Annotated in this window: 19 protein-coding genes; 8 read left to right on the top strand and 11 right to left on the bottom strand. The window is 65.7% G+C overall.

Annotated elements, in window-relative coordinates; genetic code table 11:
* Positions 1 to 14 precede the first annotated feature (14 nt).
* From N2603_RS04915 to N2603_RS04895, 5 genes are all read left to right on the top strand, one after another.
* Complete coding sequence (locus tag N2603_RS04915; RefSeq protein ID WP_018648548.1) at positions 15 to 269, top strand: hypothetical protein; 255 nt, start codon at positions 15 to 17, stop codon at positions 267 to 269.
* A 674-nt stretch (positions 270 to 943) separates the two neighbouring features.
* On the top strand, positions 944 to 2,086 hold the full coding sequence (locus tag N2603_RS04910) for a type III PLP-dependent enzyme (RefSeq protein WP_260387892.1): 1,143 nt from the start codon (positions 944 to 946) through the stop codon (positions 2,084 to 2,086).
* Positions 2,087 to 2,218: 132 nt separating this feature from the next.
* A complete protein-coding gene (locus N2603_RS04905) occupies positions 2,219 to 2,806 on the top strand; it encodes a GNAT family N-acetyltransferase (RefSeq protein WP_260387891.1) in 588 nt (195 codons plus the stop codon).
* Between the two features lie 146 nt (positions 2,807 to 2,952).
* On the top strand, positions 2,953 to 3,342 hold the full coding sequence (locus N2603_RS04900; RefSeq protein WP_260424146.1) for a RidA family protein: 390 nt from the start codon (positions 2,953 to 2,955) through the stop codon (positions 3,340 to 3,342).
* A 66-nt stretch (positions 3,343 to 3,408) separates the two neighbouring features.
* The gene (locus N2603_RS04895) at positions 3,409 to 4,851 is read left to right on the top strand and encodes a homospermidine synthase (RefSeq protein ID WP_018648552.1); all 1,443 of its coding nucleotides are present in this window, start codon (positions 3,409 to 3,411) and stop codon (positions 4,849 to 4,851) included.
* A gap of 129 nt (positions 4,852 to 4,980) precedes the next feature.
* On the opposite strand, the gene N2603_RS04890 is transcribed toward N2603_RS04895, so the two are convergent.
* The 10 genes from N2603_RS04890 to N2603_RS04845 form a co-directional block, all read right to left on the bottom strand.
* Positions 4,981 to 5,313: a hypothetical protein gene (locus tag N2603_RS04890; RefSeq protein WP_260387890.1), complete on the bottom strand. Its 333-nt coding sequence runs from the start codon at positions 5,311 to 5,313 to the stop codon at positions 4,981 to 4,983.
* Positions 5,314 to 5,412: 99 nt separating this feature from the next.
* Entirely contained in the window at positions 5,413 to 6,129 is a 717-nt protein-coding gene (locus N2603_RS04885) for an MgtC/SapB family protein (protein WP_260387889.1), read from the bottom strand.
* A gap of 123 nt (positions 6,130 to 6,252) precedes the next feature.
* A complete protein-coding gene (locus N2603_RS04880; RefSeq protein WP_260387888.1) occupies positions 6,253 to 7,272 on the bottom strand; it encodes a WD40 repeat domain-containing protein in 1,020 nt (339 codons plus the stop codon).
* Positions 7,272 to 8,321, bottom strand: coding sequence for a CobW family GTP-binding protein (locus N2603_RS04875; RefSeq protein ID WP_018648557.1), 1,050 nt, complete (start codon positions 8,319 to 8,321; stop codon positions 7,272 to 7,274). The genes N2603_RS04880 and N2603_RS04875 overlap by 1 nt, the downstream gene beginning before the upstream one ends.
* A 56-nt stretch (positions 8,322 to 8,377) precedes the next feature.
* On the bottom strand, positions 8,378 to 9,241 hold the full coding sequence (locus N2603_RS04870; protein WP_260387887.1) for a metal ABC transporter substrate-binding protein: 864 nt from the start codon (positions 9,239 to 9,241) through the stop codon (positions 8,378 to 8,380).
* Between the two features lie 2 nt (positions 9,242 to 9,243).
* Positions 9,244 to 10,113, bottom strand: coding sequence for a metal ABC transporter permease (locus tag N2603_RS04865; RefSeq protein ID WP_018648559.1), 870 nt, complete (start codon positions 10,111 to 10,113; stop codon positions 9,244 to 9,246).
* A gap of 6 nt (positions 10,114 to 10,119) precedes the next feature.
* Positions 10,120 to 10,875, bottom strand: coding sequence for a metal ABC transporter ATP-binding protein (locus N2603_RS04860; RefSeq protein ID WP_260387886.1), 756 nt, complete (start codon positions 10,873 to 10,875; stop codon positions 10,120 to 10,122).
* Positions 10,876 to 10,877: 2 nt separating this feature from the next.
* Positions 10,878 to 11,114, bottom strand: a complete 237-nt coding sequence (locus N2603_RS04855) for a hypothetical protein (RefSeq protein WP_260387885.1) — start codon at positions 11,112 to 11,114, stop codon at positions 10,878 to 10,880.
* Between the two features lie 58 nt (positions 11,115 to 11,172).
* Complete coding sequence (locus tag N2603_RS04850; RefSeq protein ID WP_260387884.1) at positions 11,173 to 11,673, bottom strand: hypothetical protein; 501 nt, start codon at positions 11,671 to 11,673, stop codon at positions 11,173 to 11,175.
* Complete coding sequence (locus N2603_RS04845; protein ID WP_026312922.1) at positions 11,670 to 12,281, bottom strand: permease; 612 nt, start codon at positions 12,279 to 12,281, stop codon at positions 11,670 to 11,672. Before N2603_RS04845 ends, N2603_RS04850 begins: the two co-directional genes overlap by 4 nt.
* A 23-nt stretch (positions 12,282 to 12,304) precedes the next feature.
* Here N2603_RS04845 and N2603_RS04840 point away from each other — a divergent pair, with 23 nt between their 5' ends.
* Positions 12,305 to 12,547 (top strand): hypothetical protein, encoded by a 243-nt coding sequence (locus tag N2603_RS04840; protein WP_260387883.1) that lies wholly within the window; start codon positions 12,305 to 12,307, stop codon positions 12,545 to 12,547.
* Positions 12,548 to 12,558: 11 nt separating this feature from the next.
* Here the strand turns inward: N2603_RS04840 and N2603_RS04835 are convergent, their stop codons facing one another.
* A complete protein-coding gene (locus N2603_RS04835) occupies positions 12,559 to 13,155 on the bottom strand; it encodes a superoxide dismutase (protein ID WP_026312923.1) in 597 nt (198 codons plus the stop codon).
* A gap of 242 nt (positions 13,156 to 13,397) precedes the next feature.
* Here N2603_RS04835 and N2603_RS04830 point away from each other — a divergent pair, with 242 nt between their 5' ends.
* Positions 13,398 to 13,925: a GNAT family N-acetyltransferase gene (locus N2603_RS04830; RefSeq protein ID WP_260387882.1), complete on the top strand. Its 528-nt coding sequence runs from the start codon at positions 13,398 to 13,400 to the stop codon at positions 13,923 to 13,925.
* 83 nt (positions 13,926 to 14,008) lie between these two features.
* A complete protein-coding gene (locus N2603_RS04825) occupies positions 14,009 to 15,394 on the top strand; it encodes an MATE family efflux transporter (protein WP_260424145.1) in 1,386 nt (461 codons plus the stop codon).
* Positions 15,395 to 15,447 lie beyond the last annotated feature (53 nt).

The raw sequence follows: 15,447 nt of genomic DNA, 5'->3' as shown, positions 1-15,447 counted from the left end.
GACCCCTGAGCCCCATGAACGCGCCTTCCTCGTCGTCCCGCCAGATCGTCTGGCCCAGCGTCATCACCGTCATCAGCGCCGCCATCCTGATCGGCGCGGAGGTGTTCGGCGCGGCCTTTGCCGGCGGCTGGGCGCTCGCGATCCTGTTCGGTCTCGGCGATCAAGGCGCCCACATCCTGCAGGCCGTGCTGTTCGCGCTCGGCGTGCTCGTGATGACCGCCTTCATCCGCGGTGCTCAACGCGTCGAGCCCTTCACGAAGCGCGGCTGACGCTTCGCGCGCGTGAGCAACACGCGCAGCGCAGCGAAAACTTAACGCTCGTTCATTTTCAGCGTCGCTCGCGCAACAGCGCGCAAGCAGACGTTAGGCAATTCTGTCCGCAGCCTAAAAAAATTCTTGCGAACCAGAGTCAAAACGCTTATGTGCGGACTTGCCCAATTTCGCACGTGCCTGTGGTCGTGTGTCAGTCGGTAGGTATCCGGACAAGAGGCCGGACAGCCGCCAAGGGGTGAAGAAGCCGAGGGGCTCTTCGGAAGTGCGGAAGTCGAGGACTGAAAAGTCGAACGACCGAAGCAAACCCGGAGCGTCCAGCATCTCTCTCAAAGAGATGCCTAGTCGAAGGTGACTTCGCTCTTTGCAACCGTGACTGGCAGCCGGAGGCGAACCGGCGCACCCCGCTCTCAACGGGGGACGCGACTTAAAGCAACGACGGATCGGGCTTTTTTGGTCTCTACCGGCATTCCAACGCCGGCGCGGGCTACTGAAAAGGCTTGTCCTTCATTGCCAGGTGTGCGGGCGGGAATCTCTCCCAACCAATCCACGGCAGCACAGTCTGGTTTGAGTTTTTTGGCCTCAGCGCGCCTCCATCGCGCGATGTGGCCGAAGCACTCTCATCAGACGTCACGTTGATGCGGATCCCGTCGCTGGGACCGTTGGAGAGTGCCATGACCGAACGAATCCAGGAATTCCTGCGCAACCGCCGCAAGGAAGGTCTCGACACCGAGCCGTGCCTCGTCGTCGACCTCGAGGTCGTGCGCGACAATTACCAGAGCTTCGCCAAGGCGCTGCCCGACAGCCGCGTGTTCTACGCCGTCAAGGCGAACCCGGCGCCGGAAGTGCTGGCCCTGCTGGCCTCCATGGGCTCCTGCTTCGACACCGCGACCGTCGCCGAGATCGAGATGGCGCTGGCCGCAGGCGCGACGCCCGACCGCATCTCCTTCGGCAACACGATCAAGAAGGAGCGCGACATCGCGCGCGCCTTCGCGCTCGGCATCCGGCTGTTCGCGGTGGATTGCGTCCCCGAGGTCGAGAAGGTCGCCCGTGCCGCTCCCGGCGCGAAGGTGTTCTGCCGCATCCTCTATGACTGCGCCGGCGCCGAATGGCCGCTGTCGCGCAAGTTCGGCTGCGACCCGGAAATGGCCGTCGAGGTGCTCGACGTCGCCAAGCGCCTGGGCCTCGAGCCGTGCGGCATCTCCTTCCATGTCGGCTCGCAGCAGCGCAAGGTGAAGGCGTGGGACCGGGCGCTGGCGATGGCCTCGCAGGTGTTCCGCGACTGCGCCGAGCGCGGCATCAACCTCTCCATGGTCAACATGGGCGGCGGCTTCCCGACCAAGTACCTGAAGGACGTGCCGCCGGTCGTGACCTACGGCCGCTCGATCTTCCGTGCGCTGCGCAAGCACTTCGGCAACCAGATTCCGGAGACCATCATCGAGCCGGGCCGCGGCATGGTGGGCAATGCCGGCGTCATCGAATCCGAGGTCGTGCTGATCTCGAAGAAGAGCGACGAGGACGAGGTGCGCTGGGTCTATCTCGACATCGGCAAGTTCGGCGGTCTCGCCGAGACGATGGACGAGTCGATCCGTTACGCCATCCGCACCCGTCACGACGGCGCGGACATGACGCCGTGCGTGCTCGCAGGTCCGACCTGCGACAGCGCCGACGTGCTGTACGAGAAGTGCCCGTATCCGCTCCCCGTCACGCTCGAGATCGGCGACAAGGTGCTGATCGAAGGCACCGGGGCCTATACGTCGACCTACTCGTCGGTGGCGTTCAACGGCATTCCGCCGCTGAAGACGTATCACATCTGATCCGCCTCTCTGTCTGAGGCCTGACGAACCCGGGAGCCGGCTTGCCGGCTCCTCCCTGACATCTCGATTTTCTGACGACGTCTTGGACAGGCGTGCTGAACGCACGTCGGTTCAAGCGGGGACTGACGCGCCATGACTGCTTTTCGGAAGCCACAAGTCGCCCTCACCTCGAAAGCCGCTCCGTTCGCGATCCGTGCGGAACGTGCTGTCGACGTCGCCGCCCGTGAAGCGCTGCTGGATGCCTGCTTTGGCGAGAACCGCCATGACCGCACCTGCCAGCGCCTGCGCGACGGACGCGCGCCCGCCACAGGCCTTGCCCTGTCGGCGATGCGCGAGGGCAAGCTCGTGGGAACCGTGCGGCTGTGGCATGTCAGCGCCGGAGGCAGGCCCGCTCTGGTCCTCGGACCGCTGGCGGTCGACCCTGCCTGCCGCGAGCTCGGGATCGGCGCCGCGCTGATGCATCAAGCGCTGGCCGCCGCCCGGGCGCGCGGGCACGAGGCCGTGATCCTGCTCGGCGATGCCCCATATTACGCCCGCTTCGGCTTCGCGGCCGAGAAGACCGGCGCCCTGATGCTGCCCGGCCCGTTCGAGCGCGACCGCCTGCTGGCGATCGAATTCCAGGCCGGTGCGCTGGACGGCGCCGAGGGGATGATCGTGCCGACTGGCGCCGCCCTGTCCAAACGGAGGGTAGTTCGTCCCCTCCAGGCGCACGCGGCCTAACGGATCGCTTTCATAGCGACGACCGATGCCGCATCGAGCGGCAACGCCCGGCCGCGCCTGCGCCAAGCCCGTTCCTTGGGGGTTGCGCAGGCGCCGGAAACGCCCTTTAACCCCGCGAAACACCCCTTCAGTCGAGGCCCATGACCATGTCCCGTCGCCTGATTTCCACCGGCTCCCCGCTCGAGAAGACCGTCGGCTACAGCCGCGCCGTGATCGACGGCGAGTTCGCCTTCGTCGCGGGAACCACCGGCTATGACTACACCACGATGACGATGCCGGCCGATGTCACGAGCCAGTCACGCAACTGCTTCAAGACCATCGAAGCCGCCCTGAAGGAGGGCGGATTCGAAATGGCCGATATCGTCCGTGCGACCTACTACGTCACCGACGCCAGCTACATCGATGCCCACTTCGCCGTCTGCGGCGAAGTCCTCGGCGACATCAGGCCGGCTGCGACGTTGCTGGTCGTCACCGCTCTCGCCAAGCCCGAGATGAAGGTCGAGATCGAAGTCACCGCCAAGCGCCGCAGCGTCTGACAAGCGCCGCAGCGCCTGATCCACCCCTCACCATTGTCTGCCAGCACGTTCCGGAGAAACTATTCCATGAGCCCTCCCTCGCAGATCTACGCGAAGATCACCGGTCCCATCGTCATGGTCGGCTTCGGCTCCATCGGCAAAGGCACGTTGCCGATGATCGAGCGGCATCTCGATTACGACAAGTCGCGCGTCACCGTGATCGATCCCAAGGACGAGGGCCGCAAGGCGCATTGCGAGAAGCAGAATGTGCGCTTCATCCAGAAGGCCGTGACGAAAGACAATTACCGCGAGCTGCTGACCCCGCTGCTCACCGAAGGCGGCGGCCAGGGCTTTTGCGTCAATCTGTCGGTCGACACCGGCTCGACCGACATCATGGAGCTCTGCAACGAGCTCGGCGCTCTCTACATCGACACCGTCAACGAGCCCTGGCTCGGCTTCTATTTCGATGCGTCGAAGGGCCCGGAAGCGCGCTCCAACTACGCGCTGCGCGAAGTGACGCTGGCCGCCAAGAAGGCGCGCCCGGCGGGCTCGACCACGGCCGTCTCCTGCTGCGGCGCCAATCCCGGCATGGTCTCGTTCTTCGTCAAGCAGGCGCTGCTCAACGTCGCCGCCGACCTGAAGCTCAATGCCCCCCGTCCGAAGACCAAGGCCGAATGGGCGGACCTGATGCGGCAGGCCGGCATCAAGGGCATCCACATCGCCGAGCGCGACACCCAGCGCTCGAAGAAGCCGAAAGAGCCCGACGTCTTCGTCAACACCTGGTCGGTCGAAGGTTTTCTGTCGGAAGGCGTGCAGCCGTCCGAGCTCGGCTGGGGCACCCATGAGAAGTGGATGCCCGAGAATGCGCGGACCCACGAAGCCGGCTGCGGCGCTGCCATCTATCTGATGCAGCCCGGCGCCAACACCCGCGTGCGCACCTGGTGCCCGACCCGCGGCGCGCAATACGGCTTCCTCGTCACCCACAACGAGTCGATCTCGATCTCCGATTACTTCACGGTGCGTGACGCCTCCGGCAAGGCAGTCTACCGGCCGACCTGCCATTATGCTTACCACCCGGCCGACGATGCCGTGCTGTCGCTGCATGAGATGTTCGGCCGCGCCGCGAAGATGCAGGAGAAGCACCACATCCTCGACGAGAACGAGATCGTCGACGGCATCGACGAGCTCGGCGTGCTGCTGTTCGGCCACGACAACAACGCCTATTGGTACGGCTCGCAGCTCTCCATCGAGGAGACCCGCGCGCTCGCGCCCTACCAGAACGCCACCGGCCTGCAGGTGACCTCCGCCGTGCTCGGCGGCATGGTGTGGGCGCTGGAAAACCCGAACGAGGGCATCGTCGAGGCCGACGAGATGGATTTCGATCGCCTGCTGGAAATCCAGCTGCCCTATCTCGGCCCGGTCAAGGGCTTCTACACCGACTGGACGCCGCTGACGGATCGTCCGGGACTGTTCCCGGAGGATATCGACACCAGCGATCCCTGGCAGTTCCGGAATATCCTGGTGCGGTGAGGCGGACTCTTTCCACCCGTCATTCCGGGGCGACGCGGAGCGTCGAGCCCGGAATCCATCGGGCGGCAGAGTCAGCAGAAAAATGGATTCCGGGCTCGTGCTGCGCGCGCCCCGGAATGACGGCGAAAACTACTTCTTCTCAATCGGCGGCGCGATTTTCTCCGCCGGTGCCGGCGGCAGTGCCGGCTTGGTCGCCGCGCCCTGCGTCTGCGGCTCGGGACGTGCCGGCTCGGGGGCGGGCGTGGTCGGCCGGTCGCCGCCGGGCTTGGCTTCCGCGGGCGTCTTGCCCTGCTCGTCGGACGGCGTGCCCTGGAGCGGCTGCGTCGCCTGCGCCAGCTCCGACCGGCTTTCGGCACGGATTTGTGCCAGCGACATCACCGACACCACGACGCCTGCTGCGAACAGCAAACCGGCAATTGTCAGGTCGAGCTTCAATCTGCGCTTATTATCTGGGCCGGGCATGTCGATCACCGCCTTTGTCCGCGGGATCAACGAAACTGGAGCGCGCCGGTTCCGGAACAGGCAGGGCGGGAACCGCGCCCTCGCGCGAAAATGCCGACCTCACTCCGTCGTGCTGACTTCCCAGGTGGCATGCCGCACGCCGGGCAGATGCTGGAGATCGGTCGCCACCGCGTTCAACTCGTTCGGATCGACCGCGGTCGCGACCAGTTTTGCAGCGATCTCCATGATGTCCTCGCCGATCTCGGCGACCTCGATATCGGCGACCGGGTATTTCGCGGCCTCGAGCTTGTCGACGAGACGGTCGCGCATGTCGGGGAGCGCGTCGGTCGCAACCGCCAGCTTGAAGTAATAGGTCGCCTCCAGCGCCTTCTCGTTCAGCGGGATGCGGTTGATGGCGTTGACCAGCGGACGCAGCATGGTGTTGCCGGCGATGACGAAGACGGTGAGCGCGGCGGCCTGCGCGACCATGTCGGCGCCGGCGCAGGAGCCGACCGCGGCCGAGGCCCACAGCGTGGCCGCGGTGTTGAGCCCGCGCACGTCCATGCCCTGCTTCATGATGACGCCGGCGCCAAGGAAGCCGATGCCGGAGACGACGTAGGAGATCACCCGCACCGCGCCGTCGGCGCCATCCAGATGCATGGCGAGATCAACGAAGGCAGCAGCGCCGACCGCGACCAGCACATTGGTGCGCAGGCCGGCGGTGCGCTGGCGGTATTGCCGCTCGGCGCCGATCAGCGTGCCCAGCACGAAGGCCGTGGTCAGGCTGACCAGCGTGTCGGCGAAATCGGCAAGCTGGAAGGTCGTGAGAAATCGCATGAATGTGAGCTGCCGTAGGGTGGGCAAAGCGAAGCGTGCCCACGGCTCCCGTCAAAGCAAAAAGATCGTGGGCACGGCGCAAGGGCGCGCCTTTGCCCACCCTACGGCGGGAACGATGACAGATTAAAGCTCCAGCAGACCGCCATCCCCATTTTCGTCCGCGAACGCCAGCAGCGTGCCCTTGGCGTTCCAGGCAATCGCGGCCACCGGCGGGGTGCCGTTGCGGCGGACCAGGATCTCCGCGCCGTCTTCCAGCCGCACCATCAGCACGGTGCCGTCGCTGTAGCCGGCGGCGAGGATGTCGTTCTTGGGATGGCAGGCGACCACCGAGACGCGCGCCTGCAGCGGCGCGAGCATCGCGGGCTCCTTGCCCATCGGGCCGTCCTTGCTGGCGAAGGGCCAGATGATGACGGTGTCGGCGCCTGAGGTCGCCAATCCCTTGCCGCCCGCGCTCCAGGACATCGAGCGGACACGGCCGGGATAGCCGGTCATGCGCATGTGCCTGTTGTCGGCGAGCCGCCAGCCATGCAGCGCCGGCTCGTGCATCGCGGTGACCAGGAACTTGTTGTCGGGGCTGAAGGCGACCGCGTGATGCGAGCCGGCCCAGGGCAGGAATTCGGCCGATCCCTCCATGTTCGGAAACCACAGCGTCGCGCCGTTGTAATGGGCGATCGCGAGCCGCAGGCCCTTCGGCGCAAACGCAAGCCCGCCGACGGTCGAGGGCACCTCGAGCGACTTCTCCTCGGTCTTGCCGCTCTTGACGGTCGCCGTCTTGCCGGCCGACCAGGCGAAGGCGCCATCGGCGTGCAGCGCCACCGCGTCGATCCAGCGCCGTTTCGGGTCGGTGGCGAGCAGAGTCACCACGCCCTTGGCATCGAGCGAGACGACCTTGCCGTCGTCGCCGCCCATGACGATGCGCTTGCCGTCGGAAGCGGTCGAGAGAATGCCGCCGCCGTGCACGGCGACCGTCGTGACCTCACCCTCACCATCGACGAACTTGACGTTCTCCTCGCCGCCGACGAAGGCGGCGCGAGGCCCAAGAAAATGCACGGACGTAACCGCCATGCCGAGCGCGACCGGTTTGACGCGGTCGGTGACGGAGACGATCGAGGCGGAATCGGGGGGCGGCGAAAACTCTTTCATCACGAGACGATGCAGCTCTCGAAGCCCTTGCGGATCGCCTCTTCAGGCAGTTCGCGGCCGATGAAGACGAGGCGGCTCTCGCGCGGCTCGCCCTCCTTCCATTTCCGCTGGTGGTTGCCCTCCAGCATCATGTGGACGCCCTGGAAGACGTAGCGGTCGTCGTCGTCGTGGAAGGCGAGGATGCCCTTGGAGCGCAGGATCTTGCCACCCTCGACCTGCACCAGGTTCTGCAGCCAGGGCATGAACATGTTGGGATCGAGCGGCTTGTCGGTCTTGAGCGACAGCGACTGCATGTCCTCGTCGTGATAGTGCTTCAGGCCGTGACCGTGATCATGGTGGTGATGGTCGTGGCCGTGATGATGGTGATGATCATGGTCGTGGTCATGATCGTCGGCCTCGAGGAAATCCGGCTCGATGTCGAGGATGCGGTCGAGGTCGAAGGCGCCGCGGTCGAGCACGTCGGCCAGCGCCACCGAGCAGCGCTCGGTGCGATGCAGCTTCGCATACGGATTGATGCCGCGGATGCGGGCCTCGACCTCGGCAAGCTCGGGCTTGGTGACGAGATCGGTCTTGTTCAGCACGATGACGTCGGCGAAGGCGATCTGGTTCTTGGCCTCGGGCGCGTCCTTCAGGCGGTCGGACAGCCATTTGGCGTCGGCGACGGTGACGACCGCGTCGAGCCGGGCGTTCTTCTGCACGTCCTCGTCGACGAAGAAGGTCTGGGCGACGGGCGCGGGATCGGCAAGGCCGGTGGTCTCGACGATGATGGCGTCGAACTTGCCTTTGCGCTTCATCAAGCCGTCCATGATGCGGACGAGGTCGCCGCGCACGGTGCAGCAGATGCAGCCATTGTTCATCTCGAACACTTCCTCATCGGCGCCGATGATGAGGTCGTTGTCGATGCCGATCTCGCCGAATTCGTTGACGATGACCGCGTATTTCTTGCCGTGGTTCTCCGACAAAATGCGGTTCAAAAGCGTGGTCTTGCCGGCGCCGAGATAGCCGGTCAGGACGGTCACGGGAATTTTCTGAGAGGTCGCTTCAGACATAACAACTCCGGACTTTAAGGCTTTTTCGCGCGACGCGAGGCGGGGTGGCCCCTGCCCTAATGGTCAAGCGCGCTGGTCAGGGCCTTTATATTGTGCCTGACCATGTCAATGTAAGTGGGTGCAGGCCCCTTTTCGCCGGTCAAACCGTCCGAAATCAGGGTCCCGCCGACCTTTGCGCCGGTCTCGGCGGCGATCCGGCGGATCAGGCGGTCATCGCTGATATTTTCCAGGAACACGGCGGGGATTTTTTGGGCCCTGATCTGGCCGATGATGGCCGCAATGTCCCGCGCGCTGGGCTCGGTCTCCGTGGAGACGCCCAGGGGGGCGATGAACTGGATCCCGTATTCGGCGGCGAAATAACCGAAGGCGTCGTGGGTGGAGATCACCTTGCGCCGCTCCGGCGGAATTTTGGCCACGGTCTCGCGGACCTCGCGGTCCAGCGTTTCGAGCTTTTCCAAATAGGCCTTGGCCTGGGCGCGGAAGAACTCCGAATCATCCGGGACGGCGGCAGCCAATGCATTGGCGATGTCGGTCACGTAGACCTTGGCATTGGGGACCGACTGCCAGGCATGGGGATCCGCAGCCGAGCCGAGCTTGAGGGGCGCGATGCCGGCGCTCGCGGTGACCACCTGCGCCTTGCTCCCTGCGGACTGTACGAGGCGCGGCAGCCAGCCCTCCAGCCCGAGTCCGTTGACGATGACGAGCTTCGCTTCCGCGACCCGCTTCGCGTCGCTTGGGGCCGGCGTGTAGACGTGGACGTCGCTGTCGGGCCCGACCAGCGTCGTCAGGTTGATGCGGTCGCCACCGACATTGCGAACGAAATCGCCGAGAATCGAGAAGCTGGCGACCACATTGAGTCGCTCGGCGGCGTGCAGCGGTGAGGCGATCAGCAGAAGTACGCAAAGCAGGATACGCATCACCGTCACGCTTCCAGATGCCGACCGGGAAACAGCTGCCGGACGATGCCGCCGACGCGGCCGAACAGCACGGAGACGATGTACAGCACCGTCGCCACCAGAATGATCGCAGGGCCCGACGGCACGCGGGTCTGGAACGACAGCACGAGACCGGCATAGCCGGAGACGGCAGCGGCCACCACGGCGATGCAAATCATCGCGGTGAGATCGCGCGACCAGAACCGCGCGATGCCCGCGGGCAGGATCATCAGGCCCACCGCGAGCAGCGTACCCAGCGCTTGAAAGCCGTTGACGAGGTTGATGACAACGAGAGCCAGGAAGGCGAGATGCGCGGGGCCCCCGGCCCGGCTCACCGTGCGCAGGAATAGCGGATCGACACTCTCGATCACCAGCGGGCGGTAGATCACCGCGAGCACCAGCAGCGTCACCGTGGCGTTGAAGGCGACCACCAGCAGCGTCTGGTCGTCCATCGCGAGGATGTTGCCGAACAAGACATGCAGCAGGTCGATATTGGTGCCCTTGATCGAGACGATGGTGACGCCGAGCGCCAGCGAGGCCAGATAGAAGGTCGCGAGCGATGCGTCCTCCTTCAGACCGGTCGAGCGCGCGACGACGCCGGCGAGGATCGCGACGGCAAAGCCGGCGATCAGGCCACCGGCGGTCATGGCAAACAGGTTGAGACCGGAGAGCAGGAAGCCGATTGCGGCGCCGGGCAGGATCGCATGCGCCATGGCGTCGCCGACGAGGCTCATCCGCCGCAGCATCAGGAACACGCCGATCGGCGCGCCGGCCAGCGACAGCGCGATCACGGCGGCCAGCGCCCGCCGCATGAACTCGAATTCGGTGAACGGACCGATCAGCGCGTCATAGACCATCGGATATCAGGCCGCCCGCGAGCTGATATCATCGGCCGCGCAGGCCGCGGCTGTGTCGTCGAAGGCCTCGCACATCCGCATCGCGACCATCAGATTCTCCGGTGTCAGAACCTCCGCCGTCGGTCCCCAGGCCACGGGGCCGCGCGCCAGCACCAGCGTCTCGCTGAAATGGTTGCGCACCATCTCCATGTCGTGCAGCGCGGCGAGCACGGTGCGGCCTTCGCCGTGCCAGTGCTTGACCAGCGCGAGCAGGTCGGCCGTGGTCTTGCTGTCGATGGCGTTGAAGGGCTCGTCGAGCACGATCAGGCTGGCGTCCTGGAGCAGCACGCGCGCGAACAGCACGCGCTGCATCTGGCCGCCGGAGAGCGTGCCGATCGGGCGGTTCTCGAAGCCATTGAGACCAACGGACGCGATCGCGCGCAGGATCTTGTCCCGCGCCGCCTTGCCGATGCCGCCGAACAGGCCGGCGTTGCGCCACAGCCCGGTGCCGACGAAATCGAACACCGAGATCGGGAAGCTGCGGTCGATCTCCGCGCTCTGCGGCAGATAGGCGATGTCCCGGGCATCGAGCCCGCCGAGATGGATGCTGCCGTCGAGCGGCCTCAGGATGCCGACGATGCCGCGCAGCAGCGTCGACTTGCCGGCGCCGTTCGGGCCGATCACGGCGACCAGCGCGCCCGGGGCGACCTCGCCGCTGAGATGATGCACGGCGGGATGCCGGTCATAGCCGAGCGTGACGTTGTGGAAATGCAGCGCCGCCATCTTCACCTCATTGCCAGGAAGACCACGCCCCAGAGCACGGCGCAGACGGCGAGCGCGGCCGCGAGGCGGCCCGCCATGGTCATGCGCAGGATCGACCAGGGCGCCGCCTGGGCCGGATGCGGCGAGGCCGCATCGTGGACATGGGCGTGGGTGTGGTCGTGCCCATGCGCATGCGCGTCGTCATGGGAGTGGCCGTGGGCATGGTCGTGCTGGTGGGCGTGGGATGCGGCGGGAACCATCCGGGAACGTTATAATATAACATTACCCCTGTCCACGCTTCGAGGCGTCACGCCCGGCTCAGGGCTTCCCGATCACCATGACGATGGCGGCCGCCACGAACGGGAACGGCACCGAGACGGCGCAGCGGAACCAGACGAAACGGGCCGGCATGAAGGGGATTTCCCACAAGATCACCCGCTGGAAGGCAAACAGCGCCCAGGCGACGACATAGGCGACCACCTGGGGCACGCCGCCGCCGGACTTCAGCGCCACCGTGCCGATGGAGAAGCCGATCACGGGGCCGCCGGGCGTGGCGGCGCCGGCAACCACGGCGGAGGCAACCCCGAGCCAGCCGCTGTCCGGGCCGAGCCAGCCGGTGATCACCTCCTGCGGGATGATCGCGGCGATGTAGCCGGAGCCGATCACGCCGAGCGCAATCCGCGGCACGATGTTGATGAAGTCCATCGAGCCTTCGCGCAAGGAGGCCTTGAACACCGGCGGGCCGCGGCGGAAGGCGATCAGCCCGACGCCGAGCACAGAGCCCCACAGCAGGATGTCGATCAGAAGCGCCGCGCTCAATTCTCGTCGTCCTTCGCGAGCGGCTGCGGATAGAGCCGGACATAGACGAAGCGGCCGAGGGCACCTGCGAGCACCGGCAACGGCAGCGAGATCAGGATCCGCCACAGCGTGAAATCGGTGCCCATGATCGGGATTTCCCAGGCGACCGCCCGGCCGTAGCCGATCAGCGTCCAGCTCACGACCATGGCGATGGTGGCGCCGAAATCGGCGCCGACCGCGAGCAGCGCGCTCGCCACGGGATAGGCCGTGAAGGGACCGCCGGGCAGGATTGCGCCGAAGGCGGTGCCGATCAGAAGGCCCATCAGGCCGGATTTCGGCCCGAGCGAGCGCGAGACTTTTTCGTGCGGCAGGATCTCGGAAATGAAGGCCCCGAGCAGGCAGCCGGCCAGCACGCGCGGCAGGATACCGCCGAACAGGGACAGGTCATGGGTGAGGATGTCCAGAACACCATCGGTGCCGTCACGCCGCCAGACCAGTGCCGCGCTCACCGCCACCAGGGCCGCGATGATGATGGTCGACCAGCCGATCGGCTTGCGCACGCGTCCCGGCCGCGGCTCGGACTCCGCGTCCTCGGCAGGCGCCGGGGCTTTCGAGGGAAGTTCTGACAACGGGTGTGGGCGGCTCGAGGGTGATGCCCATCCTGATTAAGGGCGCCGCCAACGCGATGCAAACGGTACGATCACAGGCCGATACGCGCACCGCGCAGGGCAATTCCGCACAGCAAAAAGGCGGCCGCGCATGCGACCGCCTTGTCTGTCATTCCGGGGCGCGCGAAGCGCGAGCTCTGGTGCGCAATTGCGCACCTGAGAATCTCGAGATCCTCAGGTGCGCAAGCGCGCACCATAGTTCGATGCTGCGCATCGCCCCGGGATGACGGAGTGAAACTCAGGCCTTGTCGAACAGGGACTCGACGTATTCCCAGTTCACGAGGTTCTCGACGAACGCCTTGAGATAGTCGGGGCGGCGGTTGCGGTAGTCGATGTAGTAGGAGTGCTCCCAGACGTCGCAGCCGAGGATCGGGGTGGCGCCGTGCACCAGCGGATTCTCGCCGTTCGGGGTCTTGGAGATCTCGAGCTTGCCGTTCTTGACCTGGAGCCAGCACCAGCCGGAGCCGAACTGGCCGACGCCGGCCGCCTGGAAGTCGGTCTTGAACTTCTCGAAGCCGCCGAGGTCCTCGTTGATCTTCTTCTCGAGCTTGCCAGGCAGCTTGGTGCCGCCGCCATTGGGCTTCATCCAGCTCCAGAAGTGGATGTGGTTGTAGTGCTGGCCGGCATTGTTGAACACCGCGGGGTTCTTGCCGAACGAGCCCTTGACGATCTCTTCAAGGGACTTGCCTTCCCATTCGGTCCCCTTGAGCGCGTTGTTGCCGTTGGTGACGTAGGCCTGATGATGCTTGTCGTGGTGATATTCCAGCGTCTCCTTCGACATGTACTGGCCGAGGGCGTCATAGGCGTAAGGGAGTGGGGGCAGCGTAAAGGTCATGGGTTCTTGTCCGCAACTGGTGGGGAACGTTCTAACGGTCACCCCTTATAGAAGGTTCCGCCGCCATTAAATACCTCTGAATTTGCGAAAAGGCGTGATGGGGTGTCCTCGCCCGGATGCACAAATTCGTCGCAACGGGCAGCCGTCGATCAAACCTGCGGTTCGCCATAAAATATCATTGCCTTTGAAGCGCTTAAGACAGAACAAACGCGCCACGAAGCGAAGCTGTGAAGGACGACGCCATGACCATCGAGATCGACATTTTGAACGGCGACGCCTCATGGCCGATCGCAAAGCCGCTGCTCAGCGCGGTCTGGGGCCAAGACGCCGCGGACAAGCCAGCCTGGAGCCACGTCAAATGGGCCAATGCCGATCTGCGCGTGCTGCTCGAGACGCCCGAGGACGGGCTCGTCTGCCATGTCGGCATCTACTTCCGCACCGTGACCTGGAATGGGCAGAAGGTTCACGTCGGCGGCATCGGCGGCGTCTGCACGCGCGGGGACCGGCGTGGCCGCGGCTACGCGACGATCGCGATCGACGCGGCGGTGCATACCATGCGCGCCAACGAGGCGGTCCGCTTCGGGCTGCTGTTCTGCGAGCCGCACAATTTCGCGTTCTACGAGGCCCGCAAATGGCAACCCTTCAAAGGTGACGTCTATTGCGAGCAGCCGGAGGGGCGAATTCGCTTCGACTACATGGCACCCTACGTCTTCGACATCGTCCGGGCCCCGACGCTGGGCACTATCGACCTATGCGGCCTGCCCTGGTGAGCCCTGCGTGAGATGGGGGCTGGCGCGCGCCTCGCACGCCCTATAATATGTCGGTCATCATCCAATATTCCGCACCGTGGCACATGACCATCGACGCCCCTGCAGACGCCGTCCCGCCGGTTGCGCCGGTCGCCTCCCCCATCGCGAGCCTGCTGACCGCCCCGATCCTGCCGACGCTGCTGCGGCTCGCCATCCCCAACATGATCGCGATGGTCGGCAGCACGCTGGTTGCGATTGCCGAGACCTCCTATATCGGCCGGCTCGGCACCATCCCGCTGGCTGCGATCGCGCTGGTGTTTCCGTTCGCGATGCTGACGCAGATGATGAGCGCGGGCGCGATGGGCGGCGGCGTGTCCTCGGCGATCAGCCGCGCGCTCGGCGCCGGCGATCACGACCGCGCCGCGACGCTGGCGCTGCATGCCGCCATCATTGGCCTCTGCGGCGGACTGTTCTTCACGGTGATCATGCTGGTGTTCGGCCGCTCGTTCTTCACGCTGCTCGGCGGGCGCGAGCGCGTGCTCGAGGAAGCCTGCGGCTATTCACAGGTGCTGTTCTCCGGCGCTGTCGCGATCTGGCTCGTCAACACGCTGGCGTCCGTGATCCGCGGCACCGGCGACATGCGCCTGCCGTCGATGACGCTGATCGGGGCGAGCGTGCTCCAGATCGCGCTCGGCGGCACGCTGGGGCTCGGTCTGTTCGCCGCACCGCAATTCGGCATGCCCGGCGTTGCGAGCGGCCAGCTGATCGCGTTCAGCTGCTCCGCGATCTTCTTCCTCTGGTATCTCCTGTCCGGCCGCAGCCGGCTGCAGCTCGACTTCCGCGCCTTTCATTTCGAGCGCGCGATGTTCCTGGATATCTTGAAAGTTGGCGCCGTCGCCTGCCTGTCGCCGCTCCAGACCGTGCTCACCATCCTGATCTTCACGAAAATCCTCGCGACCTTCGGCACCGAGATGCTGGCCGGCTACGGCATCGGCTCGCGGCTGGAATTTCTGCTGATCCCGATCACCTTCGCCTTTGGCATCGCCTCGGTGCCGATGGTCGGCATGGCGATGGGCGCCGGACATGTCGCGCGCGCGCGGCGCGTGGCGTGGACGGCAGCAGCGGCCTCGGGGCTTACGGTCGGCACGATCGGCCTCGTCGTCGCGCTCGATCCCGCGCTGTGGGTGTCGCTGTTCACGCGCGATCCCGGCGTCACGGCGGCGGCGCACAGCTATTTCCACTGGGCCGGCCCGGCCTTCGTGTTCTTCGGCATGGGCGTGTCGCTGTATTTCTCCTCGCAAGGCGCCGCTCGTGTCGGCGGTCCGGTGCTGGCCTCCACCGCGCGGCTGCTGATCGTCGCGATCGGCGGTATCAGCCTCATGACGGCGCAGGCGCCGGCCTGGACGTTGTTCGCGCTGGTCGGCGGCGCCATGGCCGTGTTCGGGCTCCTGACCGCAGCCTCGGTCGCGTTCGTGCGCTGGGGCAAATGAGCGCAGGCAAATCACGCGCAGGAATGTGATTCGATCCGGCGTTGCACTATCCT

Origin of the sequence: Bradyrhizobium huanghuaihaiense (assembly GCF_025200885.1) — a bacterium.
GTDB classification, from domain to species: Bacteria; Pseudomonadota; Alphaproteobacteria; order Rhizobiales; family Xanthobacteraceae; genus Bradyrhizobium; species Bradyrhizobium huanghuaihaiense.
Note: the sequence above shows the minus strand (reverse complement) of the source record. Positions and strands in the feature narration are given on the sequence as shown.

What these genes read in the sequence shown, in the direction of transcription:
- N2603_RS04880 (WP_260387888.1), bottom strand. Translation starts at nt 7,272, where the DNA reads ATGAAAGAGTTTTCGCCGCCCCCCGATTCCGCCTCGATCGTCTCCGTC.
- N2603_RS04910 (WP_260387892.1), top strand. Translation starts at nt 944, where the DNA reads ATGACCGAACGAATCCAGGAATTCCTGCGCAACCGCCGCAAGGAAGGT.
- N2603_RS04830 (WP_260387882.1), top strand. Translation starts at nt 13,398, where the DNA reads ATGACCATCGAGATCGACATTTTGAACGGCGACGCCTCATGGCCGATC.
- N2603_RS04835 (WP_026312923.1), bottom strand. Translation starts at nt 13,155, where the DNA reads ATGACCTTTACGCTGCCCCCACTCCCTTACGCCTATGACGCCCTCGGC.
- N2603_RS04825 (WP_260424145.1), top strand. Translation starts at nt 14,009, where the DNA reads ATGACCATCGACGCCCCTGCAGACGCCGTCCCGCCGGTTGCGCCGGTC.
- N2603_RS04890 (WP_260387890.1), bottom strand. Translation starts at nt 5,313, where the DNA reads ATGCCCGGCCCAGATAATAAGCGCAGATTGAAGCTCGACCTGACAATT.
- N2603_RS04915 (WP_018648548.1), top strand. Translation starts at nt 15, where the DNA reads ATGAACGCGCCTTCCTCGTCGTCCCGCCAGATCGTCTGGCCCAGCGTC.
- N2603_RS04875 (WP_018648557.1), bottom strand. Translation starts at nt 8,321, where the DNA reads ATGTCTGAAGCGACCTCTCAGAAAATTCCCGTGACCGTCCTGACCGGC.
- N2603_RS04855 (WP_260387885.1), bottom strand. Translation starts at nt 11,114, where the DNA reads ATGGTTCCCGCCGCATCCCACGCCCACCAGCACGACCATGCCCACGGC.
- N2603_RS04840 (WP_260387883.1), top strand. Translation starts at nt 12,305, where the DNA reads ATGCCCATCCTGATTAAGGGCGCCGCCAACGCGATGCAAACGGTACGA.
- N2603_RS04860 (WP_260387886.1), bottom strand. Translation starts at nt 10,875, where the DNA reads ATGGCGGCGCTGCATTTCCACAACGTCACGCTCGGCTATGACCGGCAT.
- N2603_RS04905 (WP_260387891.1), top strand. Translation starts at nt 2,219, where the DNA reads ATGACTGCTTTTCGGAAGCCACAAGTCGCCCTCACCTCGAAAGCCGCT.
- N2603_RS04895 (WP_018648552.1), top strand. Translation starts at nt 3,409, where the DNA reads ATGAGCCCTCCCTCGCAGATCTACGCGAAGATCACCGGTCCCATCGTC.
- N2603_RS04865 (WP_018648559.1), bottom strand. Translation starts at nt 10,113, where the DNA reads ATGGTCTATGACGCGCTGATCGGTCCGTTCACCGAATTCGAGTTCATG.
- N2603_RS04900 (WP_260424146.1), top strand. Translation starts at nt 2,953, where the DNA reads ATGTCCCGTCGCCTGATTTCCACCGGCTCCCCGCTCGAGAAGACCGTC.
- N2603_RS04885 (WP_260387889.1), bottom strand. Translation starts at nt 6,129, where the DNA reads ATGCGATTTCTCACGACCTTCCAGCTTGCCGATTTCGCCGACACGCTG.